The 21,812-nt window shown below is 57.6% G+C and carries 21 protein-coding genes, 2 tRNA genes and 1 riboswitch; of the genes, 6 read left to right on the top strand and 17 right to left on the bottom strand.

What is annotated here, in order from left to right:
• Window positions 1-264 precede the first annotated feature (264 nt).
• The 14 genes from rlmF to GQR90_RS05990 form a co-directional block, all read right to left on the bottom strand.
• Window positions 265-1,452, bottom strand: a complete 1,188-nt coding sequence (rlmF, locus tag GQR90_RS06055; protein ID WP_158773324.1) for a 23S rRNA (adenine(1618)-N(6))-methyltransferase RlmF — start codon at window positions 1,450-1,452, stop codon at window positions 265-267.
• A gap of 87 nt (window positions 1,453-1,539) precedes the next feature.
• A complete protein-coding gene (locus GQR90_RS06050; RefSeq protein WP_158773323.1) occupies window positions 1,540-2,451 on the bottom strand; it encodes an SDR family oxidoreductase in 912 nt (303 codons plus the stop codon).
• A gap of 1 nt (window position 2,452) precedes the next feature.
• Window positions 2,453-3,256 carry a TenA family transcriptional regulator gene (locus GQR90_RS06045; RefSeq protein ID WP_158773322.1) on the bottom strand — a complete coding sequence of 268 codons (804 nt, stop codon included), beginning with the start codon at window positions 3,254-3,256 and terminating at the stop codon, window positions 2,453-2,455.
• Between the two features lie 39 nt (window positions 3,257-3,295).
• The gene (locus tag GQR90_RS06040; RefSeq protein ID WP_158773321.1) at window positions 3,296-5,155 is read right to left on the bottom strand and encodes an AMP-binding protein; all 1,860 of its coding nucleotides are present in this window, start codon (window positions 5,153-5,155) and stop codon (window positions 3,296-3,298) included.
• Window positions 5,152-6,105, bottom strand: coding sequence for a thermostable hemolysin (locus GQR90_RS06035; protein WP_158773320.1), 954 nt, complete (start codon window positions 6,103-6,105; stop codon window positions 5,152-5,154). The genes GQR90_RS06040 and GQR90_RS06035 overlap by 4 nt, the downstream gene beginning before the upstream one ends.
• Window positions 6,106-6,185: 80 nt before the next feature.
• Window positions 6,186-7,073 carry a siderophore-iron reductase FhuF gene (gene fhuF / locus GQR90_RS06030; protein WP_158773319.1) on the bottom strand — a complete coding sequence of 296 codons (888 nt, stop codon included), beginning with the start codon at window positions 7,071-7,073 and terminating at the stop codon, window positions 6,186-6,188.
• Window positions 7,074-7,213: 140 nt separating this feature from the next.
• Window positions 7,214-7,591, bottom strand: coding sequence for a thiol-disulfide oxidoreductase DCC family protein (locus GQR90_RS06025; protein WP_158773318.1), 378 nt, complete (start codon window positions 7,589-7,591; stop codon window positions 7,214-7,216).
• Window positions 7,592-7,675: 84 nt separating this feature from the next.
• Entirely contained in the window at window positions 7,676-8,278 is a 603-nt protein-coding gene (gene rloA3 / locus GQR90_RS06020; RefSeq protein ID WP_158773317.1) for a retropepsin-like aspartic peptidase RloA3, read from the bottom strand.
• A 374-nt stretch (window positions 8,279-8,652) separates the two neighbouring features.
• Window positions 8,653-9,381 (bottom strand): YebC/PmpR family DNA-binding transcriptional regulator, encoded by a 729-nt coding sequence (locus tag GQR90_RS06015; RefSeq protein WP_158773316.1) that lies wholly within the window; start codon window positions 9,379-9,381, stop codon window positions 8,653-8,655.
• A gap of 215 nt (window positions 9,382-9,596) precedes the next feature.
• On the bottom strand, window positions 9,597-9,950 hold the full coding sequence (locus GQR90_RS06010) for a TusE/DsrC/DsvC family sulfur relay protein (RefSeq protein WP_158773315.1): 354 nt from the start codon (window positions 9,948-9,950) through the stop codon (window positions 9,597-9,599).
• A 76-nt stretch (window positions 9,951-10,026) separates the two neighbouring features.
• Window positions 10,027-10,329: a sulfurtransferase complex subunit TusB gene (gene tusB / locus GQR90_RS06005; protein ID WP_233266449.1), complete on the bottom strand. Its 303-nt coding sequence runs from the start codon at window positions 10,327-10,329 to the stop codon at window positions 10,027-10,029.
• Between the two features lie 76 nt (window positions 10,330-10,405).
• Window positions 10,406-10,798 carry a sulfurtransferase complex subunit TusC gene (gene tusC / locus GQR90_RS06000; RefSeq protein WP_233266448.1) on the bottom strand — a complete coding sequence of 131 codons (393 nt, stop codon included), beginning with the start codon at window positions 10,796-10,798 and terminating at the stop codon, window positions 10,406-10,408.
• 68 nt (window positions 10,799-10,866) lie between these two features.
• Window positions 10,867-11,256, bottom strand: coding sequence for a sulfurtransferase complex subunit TusD (tusD, locus tag GQR90_RS05995; RefSeq protein WP_158773313.1), 390 nt, complete (start codon window positions 11,254-11,256; stop codon window positions 10,867-10,869).
• 182 nt (window positions 11,257-11,438) lie between these two features.
• Window positions 11,439-12,110: a Bax inhibitor-1/YccA family protein gene (locus GQR90_RS05990; RefSeq protein ID WP_158773312.1), complete on the bottom strand. Its 672-nt coding sequence runs from the start codon at window positions 12,108-12,110 to the stop codon at window positions 11,439-11,441.
• A gap of 252 nt (window positions 12,111-12,362) precedes the next feature.
• Here GQR90_RS05990 and GQR90_RS05985 point away from each other — a divergent pair.
• The 3 genes from GQR90_RS05985 to GQR90_RS05975 all read left to right on the top strand — a co-directional run bounded on the left by GQR90_RS05985 (window position 12,363) and on the right by GQR90_RS05975 (window position 14,343).
• A tRNA-Ser gene (locus GQR90_RS05985) sits at window positions 12,363-12,452 on the top strand.
• 248 nt (window positions 12,453-12,700) lie between these two features.
• Window positions 12,701-12,790, top strand: a tRNA-Ser gene (locus tag GQR90_RS05980).
• A 341-nt stretch (window positions 12,791-13,131) separates the two neighbouring features.
• The gene (locus GQR90_RS05975; protein WP_158773311.1) at window positions 13,132-14,343 is read left to right on the top strand and encodes a DEAD/DEAH box helicase; all 1,212 of its coding nucleotides are present in this window, start codon (window positions 13,132-13,134) and stop codon (window positions 14,341-14,343) included.
• A 31-nt stretch (window positions 14,344-14,374) separates the two neighbouring features.
• Here GQR90_RS05975 and GQR90_RS05970 read toward each other — a convergent pair whose 3' ends face one another.
• From GQR90_RS05970 to GQR90_RS05960, 3 genes are all read right to left on the bottom strand, one after another.
• A complete protein-coding gene (locus GQR90_RS05970; protein ID WP_158773310.1) occupies window positions 14,375-15,499 on the bottom strand; it encodes a GGDEF domain-containing protein in 1,125 nt (374 codons plus the stop codon).
• 171 nt (window positions 15,500-15,670) lie between these two features.
• Entirely contained in the window at window positions 15,671-17,380 is a 1,710-nt protein-coding gene (locus tag GQR90_RS05965; protein ID WP_442778548.1) for a potassium/proton antiporter, read from the bottom strand.
• A 142-nt stretch (window positions 17,381-17,522) separates the two neighbouring features.
• Window positions 17,523-18,473, bottom strand: a complete 951-nt coding sequence (locus tag GQR90_RS05960) for a hypothetical protein (RefSeq protein WP_158773309.1) — start codon at window positions 18,471-18,473, stop codon at window positions 17,523-17,525.
• A gap of 191 nt (window positions 18,474-18,664) precedes the next feature.
• A riboswitch (TPP riboswitch) is annotated at window positions 18,665-18,780 on the top strand.
• A gap of 44 nt (window positions 18,781-18,824) precedes the next feature.
• Here GQR90_RS05960 and GQR90_RS05955 point away from each other — a divergent pair.
• From GQR90_RS05955 to GQR90_RS05945, 3 genes are all read left to right on the top strand, one after another.
• Window positions 18,825-19,622 (top strand): ABC transporter ATP-binding protein, encoded by a 798-nt coding sequence (locus tag GQR90_RS05955; RefSeq protein WP_158773308.1) that lies wholly within the window; start codon window positions 18,825-18,827, stop codon window positions 19,620-19,622.
• Window positions 19,619-20,386, top strand: a complete 768-nt coding sequence (locus GQR90_RS05950) for an ABC transporter permease (RefSeq protein WP_158773307.1) — start codon at window positions 19,619-19,621, stop codon at window positions 20,384-20,386. Before GQR90_RS05955 ends, GQR90_RS05950 begins: the two co-directional genes overlap by 4 nt.
• Window positions 20,387-20,488: 102 nt before the next feature.
• The gene (locus GQR90_RS05945) at window positions 20,489-21,688 is read left to right on the top strand and encodes an ABC transporter substrate-binding protein (protein WP_233266447.1); all 1,200 of its coding nucleotides are present in this window, start codon (window positions 20,489-20,491) and stop codon (window positions 21,686-21,688) included.
• Window positions 21,689-21,812 lie beyond the last annotated feature (124 nt).

Below are 21,812 nucleotides of genomic sequence, written 5' to 3'. Positions count from 1 at the left end.
ATGACATTGAACTCATTTTTGACACATCACCACCGCAGGTGGCTCATCCTTGTGAAAATAAAAAACGCCTCTTCCGGTTCACCGGCGAGGCGTTTTATCTAGATTGATCGTTGATATCCCAAAGAATCAGCGGCAGCGCGCTCACGACTTACCTATCACAGACTCCCACCCTCTTCATTTGTTCGCTAGCCTCGCGCTATTCGCTGATGCCAGTCAATTCTTCAAGCAAGCAACAGCACCAACCTACGTGTCAGCGTCTGAGCATTAGACGGGACTGATGGTATCGATTTGCCAATGCTCCGCGGCCCACGCGCAACGTTGAGCTGGCGAATGGAAGCTCCAGGCCACGAAGCGACTGATCTTCTGCCCCTGAGACATCTCGACGACCCGCACGTCACTGGCACCACTTTTTGCCAGGGCACGCTTGATCACGGGCAGGCTGGTCGAGTGTGCCACTAGCGAGCTGAACCACAGACACTGCCGAGCGACATCGCGGCTCTCTTCGACCATACGCGCGACGAAAACTGCTTCCCCGCCGGGATACCATAGCTCTGCGGCCTGACCGGCAAAGTTGAGTGCAGGTGCGGCTTGCTGTGGCATCTTGTTGTCACTCGTGTGGCGCCCACGTTGCCCCCCTTTTGCACCCCGCTGCTGACGTGACTTCTCCAGCCCTCGCCACTTGCGCCGGGATTCGTGAGCCATATCGGCTTCGCTGGCATGAAATGGGGGGTTGCACATCACCAAGTCAAAACGTTCATCCTGCGCCCAGATACCGCTGAAGAAACGCTGGCGATTGGCCTGTAGGCGTAGCTCAATCTGACCCTGTAATAACGGATTGGCTACCACCACACGACGCGCTGACTCGATGGCTTGCGTGCTGATATCACTGCCCACCATCTGCCAACCAAAGCTGCGATTTCCGAGCAGGGGATAGATGACATTGGCCCCGACGCCAATATCCAGCGCCTTGACCTGTCCGCCTTCAGGTAACGTGCCAGCATTGGCTTCGACAAGCAGGTCTGCCAGGTAATGCAGATAATCAGCGCGCCCGGGAATTGGCGGACACAGATAGCCTGCCGGGATATCCCAGTGCATGACACCGTAATGGTGAGCCAGCAAAGCACGATTGAGCGCCTTGACCGCCAGCGGATCAGAGAAGTTGATCGAGGCACTGCCGGCTGGCGTTTGCGTAATGAAAGGCGCCAACGCCGGGCTGGCGGTGGTAAGCGAAGCCATGTCGTAGCGACCACGATGCGGGTTACGCGGATGTAGCTCGCCTTTGACGACAGCCTGCTTGCCCTTCACTGAAGTCTTCCTGCCCTTCGCTGATGCCGCTTTAGCGACGGTATCGCGCTTGCGTGAAGCGACGCCGTCGCCAGCGGGCGCGGACTGATCGATAGCGCGATCAGCAGCATTGGCAGTGGGAGAACGACGACGAGAAGGCGGACGCATAACGGGATACCAGGCGATGACAATGGCCGGCCATGTTACCAGAGCAGGCCACTGCACGGTCTATCAGCGTTAGCATCAGTCTCTCGTCTAGTGCTCGCCAAGCACCTGCGTTGACGACAGTGGCTCAGAAGGAGAAGTCAGATAGGCACTCTCACGTGAAGCATCCTGTACCAGTGCCTCATCGGCATGGCGTCGAATGATGGAAAGCTTGCCACCAAGGCCCTTATCGACAAGTCCGGGCACCAGCTCATTGAGCTTGGCAAACACACGCTCCCTCCCTCCCAGACGACGCCGCGATCGACGGCTTTTCAGCAGCGTTACGATGTGTGCCGCAACATGCTCCGGCGTATCGGTGGTGTTGCCAAGGTCCTTGTTCAGGGCATCGGCTGCCGCGGAGTTCATCGCGGTAGCAGTGGTACGCGGCGCGAGGTACTGCACCCTGACCGGACTATCTGATAGCTCGCGCGCCAGCGCTTCACTGAACCCCCGCAGAGCAAACTTGCTCGTGCAATACGCAACGTAACCCGGGTGGCCGATATGGCCCAACATCGAGCCAACATTGAGAATGTTGGCAGCGGGGGCTCGCTTCAGGAGTGGCAGAAGCCTCTGGGTCAGGGCCATGGTCGCGACAAGATTGATATCAAGTAGTGCCCCCCACTCCTCCTCACGCATATCCTCGAACATTGCCAGATGGTTGAGCCCGGCCAGGTTGATCAGTGCGTCTGGTTGCTCAAGTGCGGAGAGATGGATCAGGCGACGCACCAGCCGCTGGCGGTCCTCGTCCTGAGTGATGTCCATGCTGTGTAGCGTACAGCGCTCAGCCGCCGACGCCGGTAGACTGGCGCGTAATTGCTCCAATGCGCCCATGCGGCGCCCCAACAGGTGCAACCGAACCCCCTGTACCGCCAACTGGCGGACCAGTGCCTGACCAATCCCTCCCGTGGCACCGCTAATGACGATGCATCGCGAGCGTAGATCACTCCGATCATGTACTGGCATGTCACGCCTCCTGTGCGATCGCATCCACTGACCAGTGATCTGCATCACGGACTACCGCGTCCAACATGTCACCGTAGAGACGATAGAAGACGCGCGCAGCATGAATGATGACATCCTGCTCATCCGGCAACTCGATACGATTCATCAATGCTGCGAAGAACTCCATGTGCGAGATATCCAGCTCGCCATGCGAGAACAGATAGGTGAACGCCTTCTCCGGCAACCCGAGGCTATCGCGTATACCTTGACCCGCCTGTGTCGCCACGGCAGTGCTGGTGCCCTCCAATACCAGCACCATGCCGAACATGCACAGGGGATGAATGCGCGCGATGCTATCGTAGGCATAGCTGACCAGCAGCTCAGTCTCGATCAAGGGTTGCCGTGCAGCGGCATGCACCTCATCGCCTCCGGCAGCACGCAGGTCATTGAGTACCCAGCGCTCGTGACCTATCTCTTCTTCGATGTATTCCGCCACGGCGTTATTCAGCCAATCACGTCCCGCAAAACCAGGCCCACTGAGGTGAGAGCCACAGGCCATCATGAGTGACACCGTCTGGCGGACGTGATGGTAGGCCTGAGCCAGAAATGCCCGATATGTGGGCAAGGAAACCTCGCCGGATAATGCCTGACGGATCAGCGGTCGCGCCAACAACTGCGCACGCTCAGTCTCAGTGGCGGCCAGTAGACGGGAATGAAAATGACTGCTGGTGACGCTGGAGGCGTGTGCCTTTGAATGGGTCGGTACCTCAGCGGTAGCGTCAGGGGTACCAGTCGACTCCGTGGCGGGGGTAACAGCGATATTCATGGGTATGACTCCTCGGGCTGATCGCCCATCAGAAAAGGATCAGAACTGAAAGACCTGAGCGGACAGCGCTGCCAATCGTCTTGCATGCCGAGCGTGTATGACGGCGCGACGTAGTCGTCCATTGGCCGTCAGCTCGCCACGCGACTGACTGAAAGCGTCGTGGGGCGACAGTACCTGCCAGGCGGCAAGCTGCGCATAATCGGGGAGGCGAGCATTGAGGACGGCCATGTCTTGCGCCAATCGCTCTCCTGAATTGCCTGGCATCAGACTCATCAGCGCGATTGGCTGCAACAAACCTTCGCCGCAGACAAGGGCGCGCTGAACCCCGGGCAGCGCCTCAAGTTCGGATTCGAGCCATTCAGGGGAAATATTGCGGCCATGAGCCGTGATCAAGACGTCGCGAGCGCGACCTTCAAGCCAGAGCTGGCCCGTTGTATCGACCCGTCCCAGATCTCCGCTGGCCCATGCCAGTTCAACCGCCTCAGTGCCATCAGGGACACCACTGCTGTCAGAGATAGCAGTGCAGCAAGGTGCGCTATAGCTGCCAGGCATTCCAAGGTAGCCACACATGCGTGGCCCATTGATCAGTATCTGGCCACGATGGTCTATGCGCAGCTCCAGGCCCGGCAGCGGCTCACCGACACTCCCTGACTGAGGCGCATCGGGTCGCCCCAGGCATACCACCGAGCCCATTTCTGACATGCCATAGCCCTGCGCGATGGGCAGCCCAAGCTCAGTCGCACGTACCAGTTGCGAGGTTGCGATACGACCACCCCCGACCGCGACCAGCGTCAGCGTCGAACGCAAGCTGTCGGCCAACGTCGGCATGGCATCACACAAACCCACAAGTGCCTGCAGCAGACCAGGCACCAGAATCAATGACGTCGGACGACGTACCAGTAGCCATTCAGCAAGACGCGCCGGTGAAAGGCCGCCACTTCCCTGCATCCCTAGCCGGGAGGGCGCATCAATGACCACCTCTCCGCCGCGCCACATGACAAACAGCGCACCGGCTAGATTCTCCAGCAACACTGCCAGCGGTAGCATCACGCCATGACGGGCAGTCGCAATACCGTCGAGACGCGCATCAAGTCCTTGTAACACGCGACCCAGGTGTTCCAGTGAGAGACAGACCCCCTTGGGGGATCCCGTGGTACCTGACGTGAAAGTGATGAGGTTGGTGCCGGGCGGAACGCTGGCGGGTACTCCCTGACGCAGCCAAAGCACCTCGCGAGGATGATCAGCGATCAGCGGTGCAAGCCAATGGGCCTGAAACTTATCCGCCAGTGGCTCACTCTCTGAATGGCCATCATCAGCCCGCTCATGCTCCCGAGGCTCTTGCGACAGATGCTCTTGCGACAGATGCTCTTGTGTCAGCCTCTCTTTCGCTGAACCCCGCTGTTCCAGATATTCTCGTTCCCCCCTGTCATCAACAGACTCACTCTGGGCCGTTAAAGGCCTCACGCTCTCCCCTGGCAGGGATGCGAGAATGGCGGTAATTTCGTCATCAGGCGTCGTAGAATCGGCGTCAGTGCTGCCAGGGAAGATCATCGCATCCAGCCGCGTCACCTCCAGGACATGCGCCGTTTGCTGAGCACTGAAAAAGGTCGGCAACGGCGTTACCACGATACCTGCCTGCCAGGCGGCCAGCTGCGTGATCAGCCAGTCAGGACTGTTATCTCCACCCAATCCCAAGTGCTGGATACCTAGCGCCACGAAGTCGTCACGGCGCTGAGTGATCGCCTGCCACAAGGCTGCCGCCGTCCAGCACTGCTCCTCAGTGATGAGGGTGCCATCTGAAGCCAGGGCACGGTGGCCGCGCAGTAAAATACGCTCCGGCGAGGCCTGCGCAAACCGTGCCAGCCATGCTTCTATTGCGCGGGGAGTCAGTACGCTCATGCCGCCCCCTCACTGCCACGGCGAGCCACGAGATCAGCGAGTGAACTCACGTAGGTGTACGATGTAGACGTTACGCCTGACTGGCGTGGTGGGAATTGGTGCTCCAGTGCCGTCCAGCCTTCGCGAGGAGCGGGGGCGGATGCTAGAAGGCGGCACAATAGCGGGTCGCGGCGCATACGCGCAGCTTCATGGCGCGGGCGAATCGCGACCACCTGCGGGGCGTGTTCATAGTAGCTGCCCCACTCTTCCTTCATGGAAATTGCGGCGGAATACGCAGCGAGATTTCCGGGATCTGCAGAAATCATGGAATGCATCGTCACGCCTAGACGACTTAATCCATTACGTACCTCACGCGAGGCCGTGACGACCAACCAGTCACAGTGCAGGTGATCCAACGCATTGACCAACGACAGCATCAGTTGGCGGCCACTGCCCATCTTGACACCCACCAGGGCGCCAACCTCCATGATGGTATGACGCGGGACAATCCCCGGACTCAACCCATACTGTTCAAGCGCTGATTCGACAGACCTCTGCAGATAGGCCTCGACCATCAACGCCCCTTCATCACCTCGTTTCAGGCCCGCCGCGGCCTGCCACTGATCTGTTTGCTGGCCCCCTGCCTGCAGCATTTCCGCATCATGAGCATCGTCTCCCGCAACCACTGATGAAGCGGATTTTTCATTGCTCTCCAATACCAGGATATGCGGGTGCCGCACCTGGATGCGGGCCTTGTGCTCGCGCCAATAATGATCTGCGATGAACTTTTCAGCGATCACTCGATCTTGCTCACACACGACGCGAATCGAAAGGCGTGGTGCATTCAAGGCAGCTGAATCGGTGTGCAATGCGCTATCTACGCATTGAGCCTGTTCGCGAGAGGAAGACACCTGAAGGGGATGTGAATGACAAGAGGAGAAAGCGGCGGGATGGCTCTCGTTGATATACATGACTCAGGACTCCTTACATGCCGCGGTTGGCATTCCAGGAGTCACTCTAAAGCGCAATTCTTAGCGAAATCTTGGCTAACTCAGGATTCGGATAAATCACTGTAGATCAGCTTGGCTCGAGTCGCTGACAAGGGCTTGGTGCGCTTGGCCACAGGTCGCTCTATCGACAAGGGACAGTTATCACAGTACCCGAGACATTCGATGCGATAACGGACGCAGCAGACCTTGCGCGGCGTGTGTCGCTCTCCGTGGCGGTCCATGACGGTACTGATTGGCTGATAAAGCGGATTACGACGGCCATTTGTCAGCACACGCGTCGCCATCAGCTGGCGGGCCGGTGCTGCCTGCTGCGCCCAGCCCTGCTCTTCCATCATCCCGACGATATAGACGAAGTAATGTGCAGCGTTACTCCAGAATACCTTGGCACCCAATGAAGTGTGCGGCACTAGCCGTGCAATGACAGCGTCAAGCTGGGCCAGGTAGTGCCCGAAACGCGCGTCCAACATGGCCACCTCATCACCACCCGCCGCCATGATGCCTGGCGTGAGACTGTCCCCCTGACCAGCAGCATCATCCAGCACCAGCTGAGTGACGACGCCGTTGTCCCCCAAACGCAAGGACAGGTGGCGTAGCTCCAACGGGAGCTGATGATCCAGCAGCAAATTTGCAGCAAGCGGTAGCGAGACCATCGAGGACAACAGATATTTCGACCACTGTGATAGCAGTGCGCGCTCATCCGGCGAGGCAGGAGCGGGGTGACGTAACCCCTCCTCGCTCTGCTGATCCTGATATTGCAGCCCATGGACCGCGATACAGGCCGACAACCAACCAGGGCTCAGCACTTCGCGAGCAGAGATCACTCCGTCCAGAGACAGTGCTGCATCCGCCTGTACGCGAGCGCGAGACGTGATGAGATCACGATAGGCCGCCAGAGGGCCGGAGTAGAGTGGAGAAAGCGCGTCGATCATCGGGAAGCTCGCAGACGTGAGGAGACGGACGTTACCTCACATCTTAACGAAAACTATTAGCATTTGCATATAAAAACTAGCTGATGGAACAACGAAAGCCCATCACACCTGTCAGAGCGACTCATTACCAATGAGCGTGGTCAACGCTCATCACGCTCCAGACGTCCATCGTTGCATAGCCGTCGCCGTACCCAGGCATCATAAAGACGCGTCAGCAGCGGCTGAATCAGCGGGCGAGTGATCAGCCACCCGAGCGGCGACATGCCCGGGATACGGGCCAGCAGCAAACGATAGGCAGGCATACCGTCTTCAATCTGGCCCTCCGCCGTCTCGACATGCAATGACAGCAACGCCTGCTTGAGCGTGATGCCCTGCGCCTCCAGGTGATGGACATTGCCGGTGGCATCCCACCATTCCACGCCCGAATCATGCCGCGTCAGCCGCTCATAACGAGCACGTTCGCGCCGACAGACGGGGCAGCTGGCATCATAATAGACCTTGAGTGTCGGCCTGATCATCGTGTCTGAGATACGCTCCCCCCTCTGCCAACTCAGCTAATTACCTATTTCTTGCGTCCGCCAGCACGAGCCACCCAATTGCCACTATGAGGCAGCGCCAATCTTGTCGGAGTACTCCTTGTCTTCGTAGCGATGCAACGGCGCATCGTCACTGCAGTTGGGAGTGCTTTGGAAGGTCTTGCGTACATCCAGCAGCCCAAGGCTCTGAATGGTACGGCGCCCCAACAATACGGGATAGTTCATGCCGTCACGATCACGCAGACTGAACTGTTCTTCATAACGCTCGCCACCCAGGCATAGCGTCATCAGCACCACCGGACGCTTATCGCGCCCTCCCGCGCCAGAGACCGTCAAATCACGATACAGCGGGCGCTCGAAGGACTTCTCGTCCTGCTTGCCCGTCGCTTCATCCTCGACCTCGATGTCAAAACGCACCCATTCCTTATCATCACGCTCGAAGGTCTCGATATTCTCGGCGTGCATGGAAGATGTCAGGGCGCCACTGTCCAACTTGGCCTTCACCATCGCTCCCCACGGTTCGATGGTGGCCTTTTCTACCCAGCCAAAGACCTTGTCATCTGACTGCGCGGCAGCGGGCAGTGCAGTCGTGGCCAGCAGCCCGATACCTGCCACGCTGGCTAGCAGACGGGCGGAACGTGCAAGAGAGGTAGTGGAATATCGCGACATCGTGACTCCTAGGGATAATGGGCGGTCTGGCGTATCAATCATCTTCATGATCCACGATGGCGGCTGACAGTCAGGTTAACAACCCATCTCCGCCCTCCGGTTTAAAAGAATGACAGTGCTCCATGACGAGAGGAAGAGACACATCAATCACTGCGAGCAAGAGTCATCCATGCAAACCACACTACAGGAACTCATGTCTCACTGGAGCCTTCTGGCGGTCTAGACGATGGTGATGCTGCCAGCCCTTGCATGGGCCCTCCTTGGCAGTCAGCACCATTTCCCCCTTCGCCTCACAATGAAAAACGCCCCGTCGGCTTGCCGACAGGGCGTTTTTCATTACGTGCATACTGGTCAACCAGCGGCATCGATCTCGCTCAGACAAACTCGCCGTTGTGGTAGACCTGCTGCACATCTTCACAATCGTCGAGCAACTCGAGCATCTTGTTGAGAAGCTCGGCATCGTCACCACTGATCTCGGTATGGACCTGCGGAAGGAAGCTGATCTCATCGACTTCGAAGTCAAGGTCTTCGCCGTAGATATCGGCCAGTGCGCCCTTGGCCTTGAAGTGCTCAGTCGTCGGCGTCAATACAGAGATGATGCCGTCGTCGAGTTCGATATCACTGACATCGACATCCGCCTCCATCAGCGCTTCGAGGACTTTTTCTTCGTCTTCCTCTGCGCCCTTGAAAGCAAGAATGGCACGGTGGTCAAACATGTGTGCCACTGAACCCTGAGCGCCCAGCTTGCCCTTGCCCTTGTTGAAACAAGTGCGGACTTCGCCGAAGGTGCGGTTGTTGTTGTCGGTCAGACAATCAACGATGACCATGACATTGCCTGGCCCGAAACCTTCATAACGCGCTAGCGTAAAGTCTTCACCGCCAGTGCCCTTGGCCTTGTCGATGGCTTTTTCGATGACGTGTGTCGGCACCTGGTCTTTCTTGGCCTTCTCGATCAGACGACGCAGACTGAGATTACCGTTGGGATCGAGCCCACCGCTCTTGGCCGAGACATAAATCTCGCGGCCGTAACGTGAATACACGCGCGCCTTGTTGAGTGAAGTACGCGCCATCGATTCTTTACGGTTTTGGAATGCTCTTCCCATGCAAGTCGACTCTTGTTCGCCCTGAATTCAAATGCCCCCACGGTGTGTGACCGAGGGGACCTGCCGTAGCGCAGGCCGTCAAAGGGCCAGCACTGCAAACGCTGTGACGAAGTGTAACGCAGACAACGCGCCTCGTCGCCATCCATGCTCGGGATGACCCGTTGTGGCTGGCGCACCGGCTATCCGTTATCGCTGGCGCTACGACAAACAGGTGCTCACAGACAGTTGGTCGGTTTGGGGAGGCCCGCAAGGCGTGCTCCGACCTTGGGCGGGCTATCGGGGAACAAGCGCATCAGATGCAACGAGCGTCCCTTTTCCGGCCCGAAGCGCTGGGTCATGGCCTTGGTCAATGGGCGCATGGCCGGCGATAACGAAAAGCGCTGATAGAAATCGCGCAGTACCTCGATGACGTCCCAGTGCTCTGCGGTCAGTTCACGCCCCTCCTCGGCGGCCAGCCTCTCGGCCACTGCCGGACTCCAGTCGTCGAGATTGATGAGATAGCCCTCGGCATCCAGCGCAATATCACGGCCATCAAGAAGGAGAGTACGAATGGTTTCACTACTGGCCATACGGATCCTGATTACTCGTCAAACATGAAAGAAATGATGCAGGACATCGACTCTGATCCGCTATCTCCAAGCTGATTCAGAACCAGGATATCGTCTTGTCGGCCACTTCAGTCAGCGCAACAAAACCATCGACATCGACCACGATCACACTTTCTGCGCAGCGGCCCAACAGGCCTCGCGACTCGAGGTCTTCACGCAAGGCGAACAATCGCCCTTCCAGCCCAACCAGATAATGTCCCGCACTACCAAGCGCACCATTGACGCCATCTTCAATCAGTAGCAACTGATCCTCGGGGCCCATGGCATTGAGCACATCTTCATGGACACGACTGGAGAATGGCGAGCGATTGAGCAGGTGAAGATTCATACCGCTATTCATGACGTTATCCATATGATTCTCCCTGCATACGCTGCTGACATCCCAAGAAGCATATCAGCCAACAGTATCAAAAGTGTCAGAAACTGAGCACACGTGAGAAGCATTGCGTCAGCGCCACTACCTCGGTATGTTCCAGCACCGTCACCGGCAGGAGAGAGACATCATTTTCACTCAACCCACGCCGCTCTAGCGCCGTAGCATCGACATAGCAGCGCTCAACATCATACATTTCCAATGCTGCCAGCAGATTATCACTCCCCTTCTGACCCAGTGCTCCGGCCTGCTGCCCCTCCAACAGAGCCAGAACACCTTCCCCAGTGAACAACAACCCGACTTCACGCCCGAAGGCGGCAGCGACCATGGCTGCCTCAAGCCCTTCACGCAGCCAGCTGCTGCCATGCGGCGCATGACGCAGAATCACCAGCAGCTCACCGGGCGCCAAAGACGCCCCGGGGCTCACAATATCCATCTCATCACTCATAGGTCTTGTCGCTCATCTCGTGTCATCCACACCTTGTCCCGTAACGCCTTCTCGCCTCAGGCAAAGGTGATCAGATGATCGTTTTCAAGCGCGGCCTCGACCAGCTGCCCAAGCCCTGTCAGCTCGAAAGGCGCTTCCAGCGTGCAACCCTGCTTACCATGACGCGTGGCCTCTCGCTCATCCAGCAGGCCGCGTCGCAGCGCTGCTGCCACACATACCTGCAGGCGCATATCACTCTGCGCAGCAAGGCTGAGCCAACGATCACGCAGGTGCGGCTCGTCCTGAGGCGGCGCCATCATGGACGCCGCGTTGTATACGCCATCATGATAGAAAAACACGGTGGTCAGCTGATGACCACGCGCCAACAACGCCTCTGCAAAGCGCAATGCAGAGTGACTGGCCTGTTGACTGTAAGGGCCGCCATAAACGGCCAGAGCATAACGCATGAAGACCTCGACTCGACTGTCCATGAAGACAGGTATTCTACCGTGTGTCACCACTACTGTCAGACACTCACTGCAATGGGAGAAGCTGACCTCCAGACGCAAATAACCCCGCCGGAGCGGGGTTATCAATGCAAGCGATCTGTTGGCGAGATTACCTTCGCGACAGCCTGACCGAATCCGTATCAGTCGTCGGAAGAGGCAAAGCCCAGCAGCGCCAGCAGGCTGAGGAACATGTTGTAGATCGACACATACAGACTCACCGTAGCCAACAGATAGTTGGTCTGCCCACCGTGGATGATCTGGCTTGTCTCGAACAGGATCGCCGCAGAGGCGAACAGCACGAAGCCTGCGGAAACGGCAAGCGCCAGACCGCTGATGTTGAAGATCATCGCCGCCAGCATCGCCAGAATCAGTACGATAGCACCGGCGAACAGGAAGTTGCTCAGGAACGAGAAGTCCTTGCGGGTCACCAGCGCGACCGCTGACAGTCCTGCGAAGGTGATACCCGTCATGCCAAGTGCCGTCATGACCAGCTGCGCGCCATTGGGCAGACTCATGTAGGCGTTGAGCACCGGACCGATGGTGAAGCCCATGAAGCCGGTGAAGGCGAAGGTCGCGAAGATGCCGGCAGTCGAGTTAGCTGTCTTGTGCACCAGGAACATGAGGCCATAGGCCCCGATCAGCAGCACGAAGATGTTCATGCGGCCGACGCCCATGCTCATTGCCACACCTGCAGTAAGCGCAGAGAACAATAGCGTCAGCGCCAGCATCATGTAGGTATTACGCAGTACCTTGTGGGTACTGAGGGAACGGCTCGCGGTATCCTGCGAAACCTGCCAGGAGCTGTTAGCCATGGTGTCTATCCTCAAGTTGCTACGATGGATTCATCGAATTGACTCAGCATGCCCTTAGGGGTTTGCCTAATCAAGAGACAGGACGATGAAAAGCCGATTTATGCAACAGCCAAACGCATAAAAGGCAACCACAGCGTCAGTCTCTTTCTAGAGTATTGCATAGACAACCTTTCAAGCGCCTGAACGACAAGGAATTTTACGCTAACCCCTTGACCCAGCCTGAAAAATCCGTAGTATTTCATCTCGTGAGTTGGAGGGGTGGCAGAGCGGTTGAATGCACCGGTCTTGAAAACCGACGTAGGGTAACACCTACCCAGGGTTCGAATCCCTGTCCCTCCACCACCCAGACTATTTAAAGGCCCGTTCATTTCATGAGCGGGCCTTTTTCATGGCTCGACTTTCATGCCTCAGCTTCAATGCCTCAGCTTCAATGCCTCAGCTTCAATGCCTCAGCTGCTACGACGCAGGATGACAGCTCCCCTCCCCTGTTTTGCAGTGCAAGTGACTGTCCGCGATCACTTTTATATCGCAACCGATCATTAAGCACTTGCAATTCTCACCAACTTCGGTAGTATTTTGCCTCGTGAGTTGGAGGGGTGGCAGAGCGGTTGAATGCACCGGTCTTGAAAACCGACGTAGGGTAACACCTACCCAGGGTTCGAATCCCTGTCCCTCCACCACCTAGATATTGAAAAGGCCCGTTCACCCTGTGAGCGGGCCTTTTCTTATGCCAGCTCCTCGCTAGCCTTGAGGTCGACGCGCTTTCGCCACAACGAATTCACATGCCGACCCAAGACTGCAAGCCATTGCCTTGCAGCATGCTGGCTCGCAGGACACTGGCAGGTGATCTGACGCAACATCTCAGCTCACCCTCTCTCCACAGCCCATCATGATGCCTGCCCGATACTCAGCATCATGTGACGTCGTGATTGCCTTGCATCCCACGCATCCCAGCCTTTCCTATCCTCTATATTGACATCAAAGACTCCAAACCACTTCACACTTCAAAAGTAGAGAAAAAATGTCCTTTGCAGCCCTTGGGTTGAGCGACCCAATTGTAAAATCCGTTACCGAGCAAGGCTACAAGACGCCGACGCCTATCCAGGAGAAAGCGATTCCAGTGGTCCTGGCAGGCAAGAACCTGATTGCAGCAGCGCAGACTGGTACCGGCAAGACCGCCAGCTTCGTACTACCCATCCTGGAAAAGTTGATTGATGCCCCAGCGGTTCGCGCCAAACGCGTACATGTCATCATTCTGACGCCCACTCGTGAGCTGGCCATTCAGGTAGAAGACAACGTTCAGCACTATGCACGTCACCTCGATATCACCTCCATGGCCATGTACGGCGGTATCGACATCGAACCTCAGAAGCAACGCCTCATTGAAGGCGTTGATATTCTGGTGGCCACGCCCGGACGCTTGCTGGATATGCACACGCGCCGCGCGGTGCACTTTGATGAGACGCACATTCTGGTGATTGATGAAGCGGATCGCATGCTGGACATGGGCTTCATCAGCGACATCAACAAGATTGTCGAAAAGCTGCCGTCAGAGCGCCAGAATCTGTTGTTCTCGGCGACACTGTCTGAACAGGTCCGCTTCCTGGCAAGAACAGCTGTCACGGACGCCACCGAGATATCCATTGCGCCTGAAAACGTCACGGTGCCGGAAATTGAGCAGCATCTGATCACCGTCGACAAGGAATTCAAGTCTTCGCTGCTCAGCCATCTGATTCACGAGAACAAATGGCAACAGGCGCTGATCTTCATCGAAACCAAGCGAGGCGCAGCCAAGCTGGTCGGCCAGCTGGAAAAGCGCGACATCGCTGCAGAGTCCTTCCATAGCGGCCGTAGCCAGGCGGTTCGTGAGCAACTGCTGGCGGACTTCAAAGCAGGCAAGATCCAGTTCCTCGTTGCTACAGGCATCGCGGCACGCGGCATTGATATTGATGATCTGGAGCGAGTGGTCAACTACGACCTGCCCGACGAAGCGGAAGACTATGTCCATCGCATTGGTCGTACTGGTCGAGCAGGCGCAGCAGGTGAAGCCATCTCTCTTGTCTCACGTGATGACTTCAGAAACCTGTGCGCCATCGAGCAGCATCTGGGCTATTTCGTGACACGAGAGGTGATTGAAGGCTTTGAACCTGCCCTGCCAGTGCCGGAATCAAATACCGCACACGCGCCTAAAAAAGCGCAGAAAGGCCGTCGCCGTCAGCCGAACAAACACTAATTCACAATAATGAGCCCAGTATTCGCTGGGCTCATATAATTCTCACCACCCCTAACCCTGACACCGGCCCTAGCTGATTGTCGCTAATGAACCGATTGCACCCTTCGTGCTTGGCGCGGAACAGATTGACGTCTGCCTTGGCGATCAACGCCTCAAGGTCCTTATCGCCTGACTGACGCAATGCCACGCCAATCGACAGACTGACATCCAGGCTACTGGTGCCATCATTGATCACGAATGGCAATGCCGAGACGCCTTTGCACAGGCGCTCTGCCACCTGATCAGCACGCTCGCCGTGCAAGCCAGGGCACAACAGCACGAATTCCTCTCCTCCGTAGCGACCCACCAGGTCTTCGCTGCGCAGAATACTCTGCAAGCGCCTGACCAACTCCTTCAGTATCTGATCCCCCGCCGGCCGCCCCCAGGTGTCGTTGATGAGACCGAGGTGATCGACATCGACCATCATCACGCTCATTGGCCCGATATCGACCAACATGCCGCGACCTTGATCGATCAGCTCACCGCGGCTCAGCGCACCAGTCAGTTCATCAAAGCGTACGCCAGATTCGAACCGCTGCCGCAGTCGATCAGACGACCACCCCATCTGCACCAGCACTAGCGTAAAGAAGATAGTCAGCACACACAGGTTGATGACCCGGAACGCAAAAGCCCAGCCAGCTGACAACGGATTCACTGCACCTTCCATCATCAATACCAGGTAGGCTGCCAATGGCATGCATAGGCAGGCCGCACACAGCATCACACGCCGCGTGAACGATGTACGGATGCTATAGATGCATAGCAAGGCACCGAAATAGAAGTAGTCAAAACCTGCTTCTGGCCCGAAATAGCGCAAGGAGAAGCTGATCTGGGCACAGGTACCCAAGGCCAGCAGATTGGCTGCCAGTACTTCACGGCGCGCACGATGCAGCTGCAGACACACGAGGTCGACGACCAGCATGGCGAGATTCAACGCCAGAATGGTCATCTCTCCCAGCCACAACATCATGATGGAATAGAAGAGATGACAGGCAACCGCTAGCGTATAGACCACATTGAACGTGGCATGGAAGGTTTTCTCGTCCGACGTGAGACCGGGCGGAAAATGCTCAAAGCGCATCAGGAAGTGCGCGAGATGGGGATGTGGACTGGCCATGAGATCAACTCCTGCGCTGCTGGTCACAAGCGGTGACCAGACTCTGTCATGCACATATGCCATGCACACATTGGCCTGACATGACCAGAGTACGATATTCCTCAGTCGAAAGGTGATCAGCACATTACACGCACCCCGCCTTCTCTTCCCTCCACTCCCCATAAGAAAGTATCAGTGCAAGCGCAACCCCACTTTCGTGATGCGATTACCCTCTACCTCATTCACCACCCAGTGAATGCCATGCCAATCGACATCATCACCGACCACCGGTACTCCACCAACGCGACGTGTGATGAACTCCCCGATCGTCAGCTGCTGTTCACCCTGTGAAAGAGTCAGACCATAGACATCAGCAATATCTTGCATGCTGGCTCCTCCCTCCAGTGTAAAGGTGCCGAAGAACGCGCGTTGCTCATGCTGCAGACTCTCGCCATTGAACATGCGATTGAGGCTCGGCACGTCACAGGAACGTCCTACCACGCACAGCACATCCTGCTGATGCAGACAGGTACTGCCTTTGGGATGTATCAACACCTTGGAGCGAAATAGCGCCCCCACCTTGGCACCCGAGGGGAAGCGCAGCATGCGCAGTGCGACACCTTCGAGCGCCGTGTTATCGACGCGATAGACCAGCATCTCGTAATCATTGACCGACATGATACCGAGCAGATTACGCCGACTAGGCTGAGCACCCGGTGGCACAATCACCTTGAGCCAGCGTGCCATTGGTGCCAGCGATGAGCCCTGAACCAGCAACGAGATGATCACGACGAAGAACGCGACATTGAAATAAACAGCCGCATTCTCCACACCAGTGATCACCGGGAAAATGGCTAGCACGATAGGCACCGCCCCTCTTAGCCCTACCCAGCTGATAAACCATAATTCTCGCCAACGGAAGCGGAAGAAGGGCTTGAGACAGAGGATAACCGCCAGCGGGCGCACCACCAGAATCAGCGCGAAACTCAAGGCAGCCGCAGGCAGCGCAAATTGCAGCATGGTGGATGGTGAGACCAGAAGTCCTAACATCAGGAACAGTACAATTTGCGATAGATGTGCCAAGCCATCATGGACAGGCAGAATATGTTCGAGATGGCGCCCCGGAAGGTTGCCAACCATCAGGCCACATAGATAGATGGCGAGAAAACCACTGCCACCCAGCTCATTGGTGGTCGCAAAGAGACTCAACCCCAGTGCCAGCGCCAATAGCGAATAAAGGCCAGGAGCCAGATCCAGATAACGCATCAGACGCGCAATCACCCAGCCGCCACCCAACCCCATGCCGGCTCCTACCCCGAACTGCAGCAGGAAACTCACCACGCCAGCAGCCACACCGGTTAGCTGCCCAGTCAGGATTTCGGCCAACGTGATCGTCAGGAAGATCGCCATCGGATCGTTGGTACCGGATTCGATTTCAAGTGTCGCACCAACGCGCTCGTTCAAGTGAACGCTCTGTCCACCAAGTAGCGAGAAGACAGCAGCCGCATCAGTCGAACCAACGATTGCCCCGACCAGCAAGCCTTCTATCAAGGTGAGATCAAACAGCCACATGGCCAGCAGACCAACCAGTCCGCTGGTAATGAAGACACCAAAGGTGGCAAGGAACAGCGCAGGTTTGAGACCTGCACGGAAGGTAGAGAGTCGAGTACGCAGACCGCCATCGAGCAAGATGAGCGCCAAGGCAAGGTTGCCGATCAAATAGGCTGTAGAGGCATCGTCAAACTGAATGCCAAGTACGCCATCTTCGCCGGCCAACATACCAAGGCCAAGAAACAACAGCAGCAGCGGCGTGCCCAGCCGCGCTGATACACGGCTAGCCAATACGCTCAGTGCGATCAGCATCCCTGCCAACAAGAAGTAATAATTCAGGTTCTCTACCACGTTCTCTCCCCCGCCATGCCCTGCACCAGATCTCGAGTGACGTCCGCGACGACTCACGGACAGTATTCCATGTCGACGCCGGGGTTGCAGAGAAATTTCTCAGCCATTCATGCACTTGCAGCTACCGGCCCGCGCACCTTGCTCAAGGGAGGCTTCGCGGAGATACCCAAGCAGGCACGGCGGCAAGTGCGGTAAACGACAACGGACCAAACGCCTCCATGGCCCACAGCAAAGCGCGGCAAAGTCCGCGCTGCCCTTCAATATCGACCATCCTGCCATGCCGAGAATAACCCGCCATGAACGCCTGACGCTGGGTGGACGTTTCCAACAGCAACTCGATCAATGCCCAATCGAACTCGATAGGCGCCCATACCAGCGCCTCCCAGTCGCTCCAGACCCACCCGGTGGCAGCACACAGATACTGATCGCCGCGCATATCCGGCAGACTCCAGACCGCGCGACTCGGTTGACTGAAGGTGCGTGTCAGTAAATCACCAAGCTCCGCCCGCCGCGGGTGCTGACCCAGGAAACGAATGACACGTGCATTCCAGTGCAATAATGGCATCGGCTGTGCCAACGGCTGACCGAAGCCTGAGACCGTATCCTGATGCAAACGTCCCAACTGATCACCGAGGAGTTCACAGAAGGTGGCGCTGAGATCACTGGGCTGCCCACTGGACCACGGCAGATGCCAGACCGGCGCACCATCGAGACGCCCGAGATAGGTCAGTGGAAGTGGTGGTAGTGGTAAACGCGCCGGCAACGCACCCGCCAGATGCGTCAGTGCCTCAGGCTGACGCCAGCGATCAGCCCCGAATACACCCCGCATCGCGCGCCAGAAGGGATCATTATCGGGACCAGTGCGCGCCAGCTTGATGATGCCCGGCGTGCCTCCCCGCTGCCGCCAAAGCCAATTGGCACTGTCCGGCCATGCCAGTGCCAGCGGCTCAAGCGATTGACCGAGATAGATGGATAATCTGCGAGTCAGGGCGTCTTCTGGCCAACCGCGCGGAAGCGGCCCCGAAGAGGTATCGGGGCGCTGTGGTGGCACAGGATAGTGCGAGCAGCTCGAGAGATCCGAAGTGTCAGGCATGGCGATCTCCAATGGCAACAAGGCTCCAACAACATGTTCAACAGCATACCCAACGGAATGCCACGCGGCATAGCATCACGTTTATCCGGTAATGACCGTGACTTGAGACGATGATTTGAGACGATGACTAATCAAGTCACCACACCCGACGATGGCAGGGATGCAACCAGCAAGGCGGTAACGTTACACTGTGCACTGGATGGGGGTGCCCGGTGACGGGCTGAGAGCCACTGCGCACGACGCGACACGGCAACCCCTGGAACCTGATCCGGTTGATACCGGCGGAGGGAATCCTGGGCGCCTGCCTGCTAGTCAAGGCGTCCTGCGTGCTTCCTCCTGCCGGCACGCCGCATGACTTCGGACTACATTGTGTCGCTGGGACTTACCCTCAATAACGCTCGCATTGACTACGCTGGCCACACGCTATTTCGCGACCTGACGGCGCGTCTTGATGCCGGCAGCTGGACAGCGCTGCTCGGACGCTCCGGCTGCGGCAAGAGCTCACTATTGCGGCTGTTGGCAGGTCTCGAGATGCCGGACCACCATCAGCTTGAACTACACACCGATGATGGCCACCCTCTATCTGGTCGAGTGGCGTGGATGGCTCAGCAGGATTTGCTGCTCCCCTGGCGGCGTGTGCTGGACAATCTGTGCCTGGGGGATGACCTCCACGGGCGCCCACGCAACATCGCTCGCGCACGCGAGCTATTGGCTGCAGTTGGGCTAGCGGGGCGCGAGAAAGCCTGGCCAGATACCCTCTCCGGTGGGCAGCGTCAGCGAGTCGCACTGGCGCGCACTCTCTATCAGGAAGCCCCGGTCGTCATGATGGACGAGCCCTTCTCTGCCGTAGATGCCATCACACGCCTTGAGTTACATGATCTCGCTAGCCGCCTGCTGGAAGGTCGCACCGTATTGATGGTCACGCACGACCCCCTTGAGGCGCTGCGCCTTGCGGATCAACTGTTACTGCTACGCCCAGCTACACGCGAAAGCCATGGCGCCGTACTCGATCGCCTGCCGGGGATGTCACCGCCGCGGCCCGTCCCTCTTGACGCACCTGCCCTGCAACAGGCGCAGGCCGAATTGATCGCGCGACTGCGAGACCCGAGTGAGGCCTTTATTCCGGCAACCACGAAGGTGCACGCATGAAGCGTCTGCATGCACTCCGTCACCTATTGATCAGCACTTGCGTCCTGCTGGGTCTCTGGCAGTTGGTCATCGTCATCACCGAAGTGCCCCCCTACATTCTGCCCGCCCCACTGGCAGTCGCAAAGGTGCTGATCCAGCAGGCACCGACGCTTGCTCACCATGCGAGCATTACCTTTACCGAGATTCTCGCCGGTTTGGTACTGGGCATTCTGCTCGGCCTGAGTACCGCATTGGCGCTGGCCTTCATTCCTCGCTTGCGCCGCACCCTGTTGCCGATACTGCTGATCAGCCAGGTCATCCCCCTCTTTGCCATCGCGCCGCTACTGGTGCTATGGCTGGGCTACGACATGCTGTCGAAGGTAGTGATGGCAACGCTGATCATCTACTTCCCTGTTGCCTCTACCGGCTACGATGGATTGCGTCAGACGCGCCAGGGGTGGTTAGACCTTGCCCACACCCTCGGTGCGAGCCCATGGCGTCTGTTGATCCATGTTCAGCTGCCCGCCGCCCTGCCGTCGCTTGCCTCCGGCATGCGCATGGCAGCCACTGCGGCCCCCATTGGCGCCGTTATCGGCGAATGGGCCGGTGCCAGTCAAGGACTGGGCTACCTGATGCTCAACGCCAACGCGCGAATGGAAATCGACCTGATGTTTGCCGCGCTACTGGTACTGGTCACGTTCTCACTGCTGCTTTACTTCTCGATTGATGCTCTGTTACGCACGCTGATGCCCTGGCATCGCGACAGCCTGACTCGCCTCAACTGATGTTGCGCCTAACCGATACACACCACTGCCGTGCTCAATGATTTCATGCTGCCTGTCATTGAACGGCAGACCCAACACCCCGTGATCACAAGGAACTACGCCATGCCTCTTTCGCCATCGGCGCCATGCCGACTCAGCATGTTGGCACGCCAGCTGCGGCTACCACTCGCGGCATTGTTTGCGTCAATCTTCCTGAGCACCCTGCCCAGCACTGCATTGGCGGCGGATGCCGCCAGCGATACCCCCGCAACTGCCACGACGACCAACGCCTCTGCTGATGCGACCAGTGAGCCCGTTGCCGCCATCAACAGCCAATCGACAGCGAAAGACGAGAAGGCCGCAGCCAAGAATACGGCTGATAAAGATTCCGCTGACGAAGGTGTATCAGAAAAGGCGGCCACGGCCGAGAAGCCGCTGACACACCTCAAGGTCATGCTGGACTGGTATACCAATCCGGGGCATGGCCCATTGGTGCTGGCTCAAGCGCTGGGACTGTTCAAGAAGCACGGCTTGGAAGTGGAGCTGATCGCACCCGCTGATCCTAGCGTACCGCCCAAGCTCGCTGCCGCAGAGCGTGTCGATATTGCCATCAGCTACCAGCCGCAGCTGCACCTGCAGATCGATCAGGGTCTGCCGCTAGTGCGTATCGGCACCCTCGTCGCGACTCCGCTCAACGTGGTGGTGGTGCGCGCGGATAGCGATATTCACTCGATGGCAGACCTCAAGGGCAAGCGTGTCGGCTATTCCGTCGGTGGGGTTGAAGAAGTGTTGCTATCCACCATGCTTCAGCACAGTGGCCTCAGCCTTGATGACATCACGCTGATTAACGTCAATTTCTCGCTGACGCCATCTCTGCTGACTCGCAAGGTCGATGCCGTCACCGGCGCCTTCCGTAACTTCGAGCTGGCCCAGATGGCACAGGAAGGCGTCAAGGGGCGTGCTTTCTATATCGAAGAAGAAGGTGTACCGACTTATGACGAGCTGATCTTCGTCGCCAATAGCGACAGCTATTCGCGCAAGCACACTCAATATGCCGCCTTCCTCGCGGCTGTGGGCGAAGCGACGGCATGGATGATCAATCATCCTGACAAGGGCTGGGAGCTTTTCCGCAAGTCTGATCCGGCGCTGGACACTGAGCTGAACAAGAAAGCCTGGTACGCGACCCTGCCGCGCTTTGCGCTGCGCCCTGCCGCCCTTGATGCCGGTCGCTATCGTGATTTCGAGAACTTCCTGTTTGAACGCGGCATGATCAAGCAGCGCCAGTCGCTTGGCCACCTGGCCGTCGATGTCAACGCACCTTGATCCTACGACTTGTCGATATACCAGCAGCGTCATGAAAACAGCGTCTCTAGCAGCATAATGAATGCGCCATACAAGAACGCCTGCTCGGCATCATGCCGAGCAGGCGTTTTTTATCGTGTATCTG

The organism is Cobetia sp. L2A1 (assembly GCF_009796845.1).
Lineage (GTDB): Bacteria > Pseudomonadota > Gammaproteobacteria > Pseudomonadales > Halomonadaceae > Cobetia.
The sequence above is the reverse complement of the archived record's forward strand: the minus strand, read 5'-3'. Positions and strand labels throughout refer to the sequence as shown.

Coding starts and splice junctions, on each gene's coding strand:
- GQR90_RS06035 (WP_158773320.1), bottom strand. CDS start 6,105: ATGTATATCAACGAGAGCCATCCCGCCGCTTTCTCCTCTTGTCATTCA.
- GQR90_RS05960 (WP_158773309.1), bottom strand. CDS start 18,473: ATGCCTGACACTTCGGATCTCTCGAGCTGCTCGCACTATCCTGTGCCA.
- GQR90_RS05970 (WP_158773310.1), bottom strand. CDS start 15,499: ATGGCCAGTCCACATCCCCATCTCGCGCACTTCCTGATGCGCTTTGAG.
- rlmF (WP_158773324.1), bottom strand. CDS start 1,452: ATGCGTCCGCCTTCTCGTCGTCGTTCTCCCACTGCCAATGCTGCTGAT.
- GQR90_RS06050 (WP_158773323.1), bottom strand. CDS start 2,451: ATGCCAGTACATGATCGGAGTGATCTACGCTCGCGATGCATCGTCATT.
- GQR90_RS06025 (WP_158773318.1), bottom strand. CDS start 7,591: ATGATCAGGCCGACACTCAAGGTCTATTATGATGCCAGCTGCCCCGTC.
- rloA3 (WP_158773317.1), bottom strand. CDS start 8,278: ATGTCGCGATATTCCACTACCTCTCTTGCACGTTCCGCCCGTCTGCTA.
- GQR90_RS05950 (WP_158773307.1), top strand. CDS start 19,619: ATGAAGCGTCTGCATGCACTCCGTCACCTATTGATCAGCACTTGCGTC.
- GQR90_RS06040 (WP_158773321.1), bottom strand. CDS start 5,155: ATGAGCGTACTGACTCCCCGCGCAATAGAAGCATGGCTGGCACGGTTT.
- tusD (WP_158773313.1), bottom strand. CDS start 11,256: ATGCGTTATGCTCTGGCCGTTTATGGCGGCCCTTACAGTCAACAGGCC.
- GQR90_RS05955 (WP_158773308.1), top strand. CDS start 18,825: ATGACTTCGGACTACATTGTGTCGCTGGGACTTACCCTCAATAACGCT.
- GQR90_RS06010 (WP_158773315.1), bottom strand. CDS start 9,950: ATGGCCAGTAGTGAAACCATTCGTACTCTCCTTCTTGATGGCCGTGAT.
- GQR90_RS05975 (WP_158773311.1), top strand. CDS start 13,132: ATGTCCTTTGCAGCCCTTGGGTTGAGCGACCCAATTGTAAAATCCGTT.
- GQR90_RS05945 (WP_233266447.1), top strand. CDS start 20,489: ATGCCTCTTTCGCCATCGGCGCCATGCCGACTCAGCATGTTGGCACGC.
- GQR90_RS05990 (WP_158773312.1), bottom strand. CDS start 12,110: ATGGCTAACAGCTCCTGGCAGGTTTCGCAGGATACCGCGAGCCGTTCC.
- tusB (WP_233266449.1), bottom strand. CDS start 10,329: ATGAATAGCGGTATGAATCTTCACCTGCTCAATCGCTCGCCATTCTCC.
- GQR90_RS06015 (WP_158773316.1), bottom strand. CDS start 9,381: ATGGGAAGAGCATTCCAAAACCGTAAAGAATCGATGGCGCGTACTTCA.
- fhuF (WP_158773319.1), bottom strand. CDS start 7,073: ATGATCGACGCGCTTTCTCCACTCTACTCCGGCCCTCTGGCGGCCTAT.
- tusC (WP_233266448.1), bottom strand. CDS start 10,798: ATGGATATTGTGAGCCCCGGGGCGTCTTTGGCGCCCGGTGAGCTGCTG.
- GQR90_RS06045 (WP_158773322.1), bottom strand. CDS start 3,256: ATGAATATCGCTGTTACCCCCGCCACGGAGTCGACTGGTACCCCTGAC.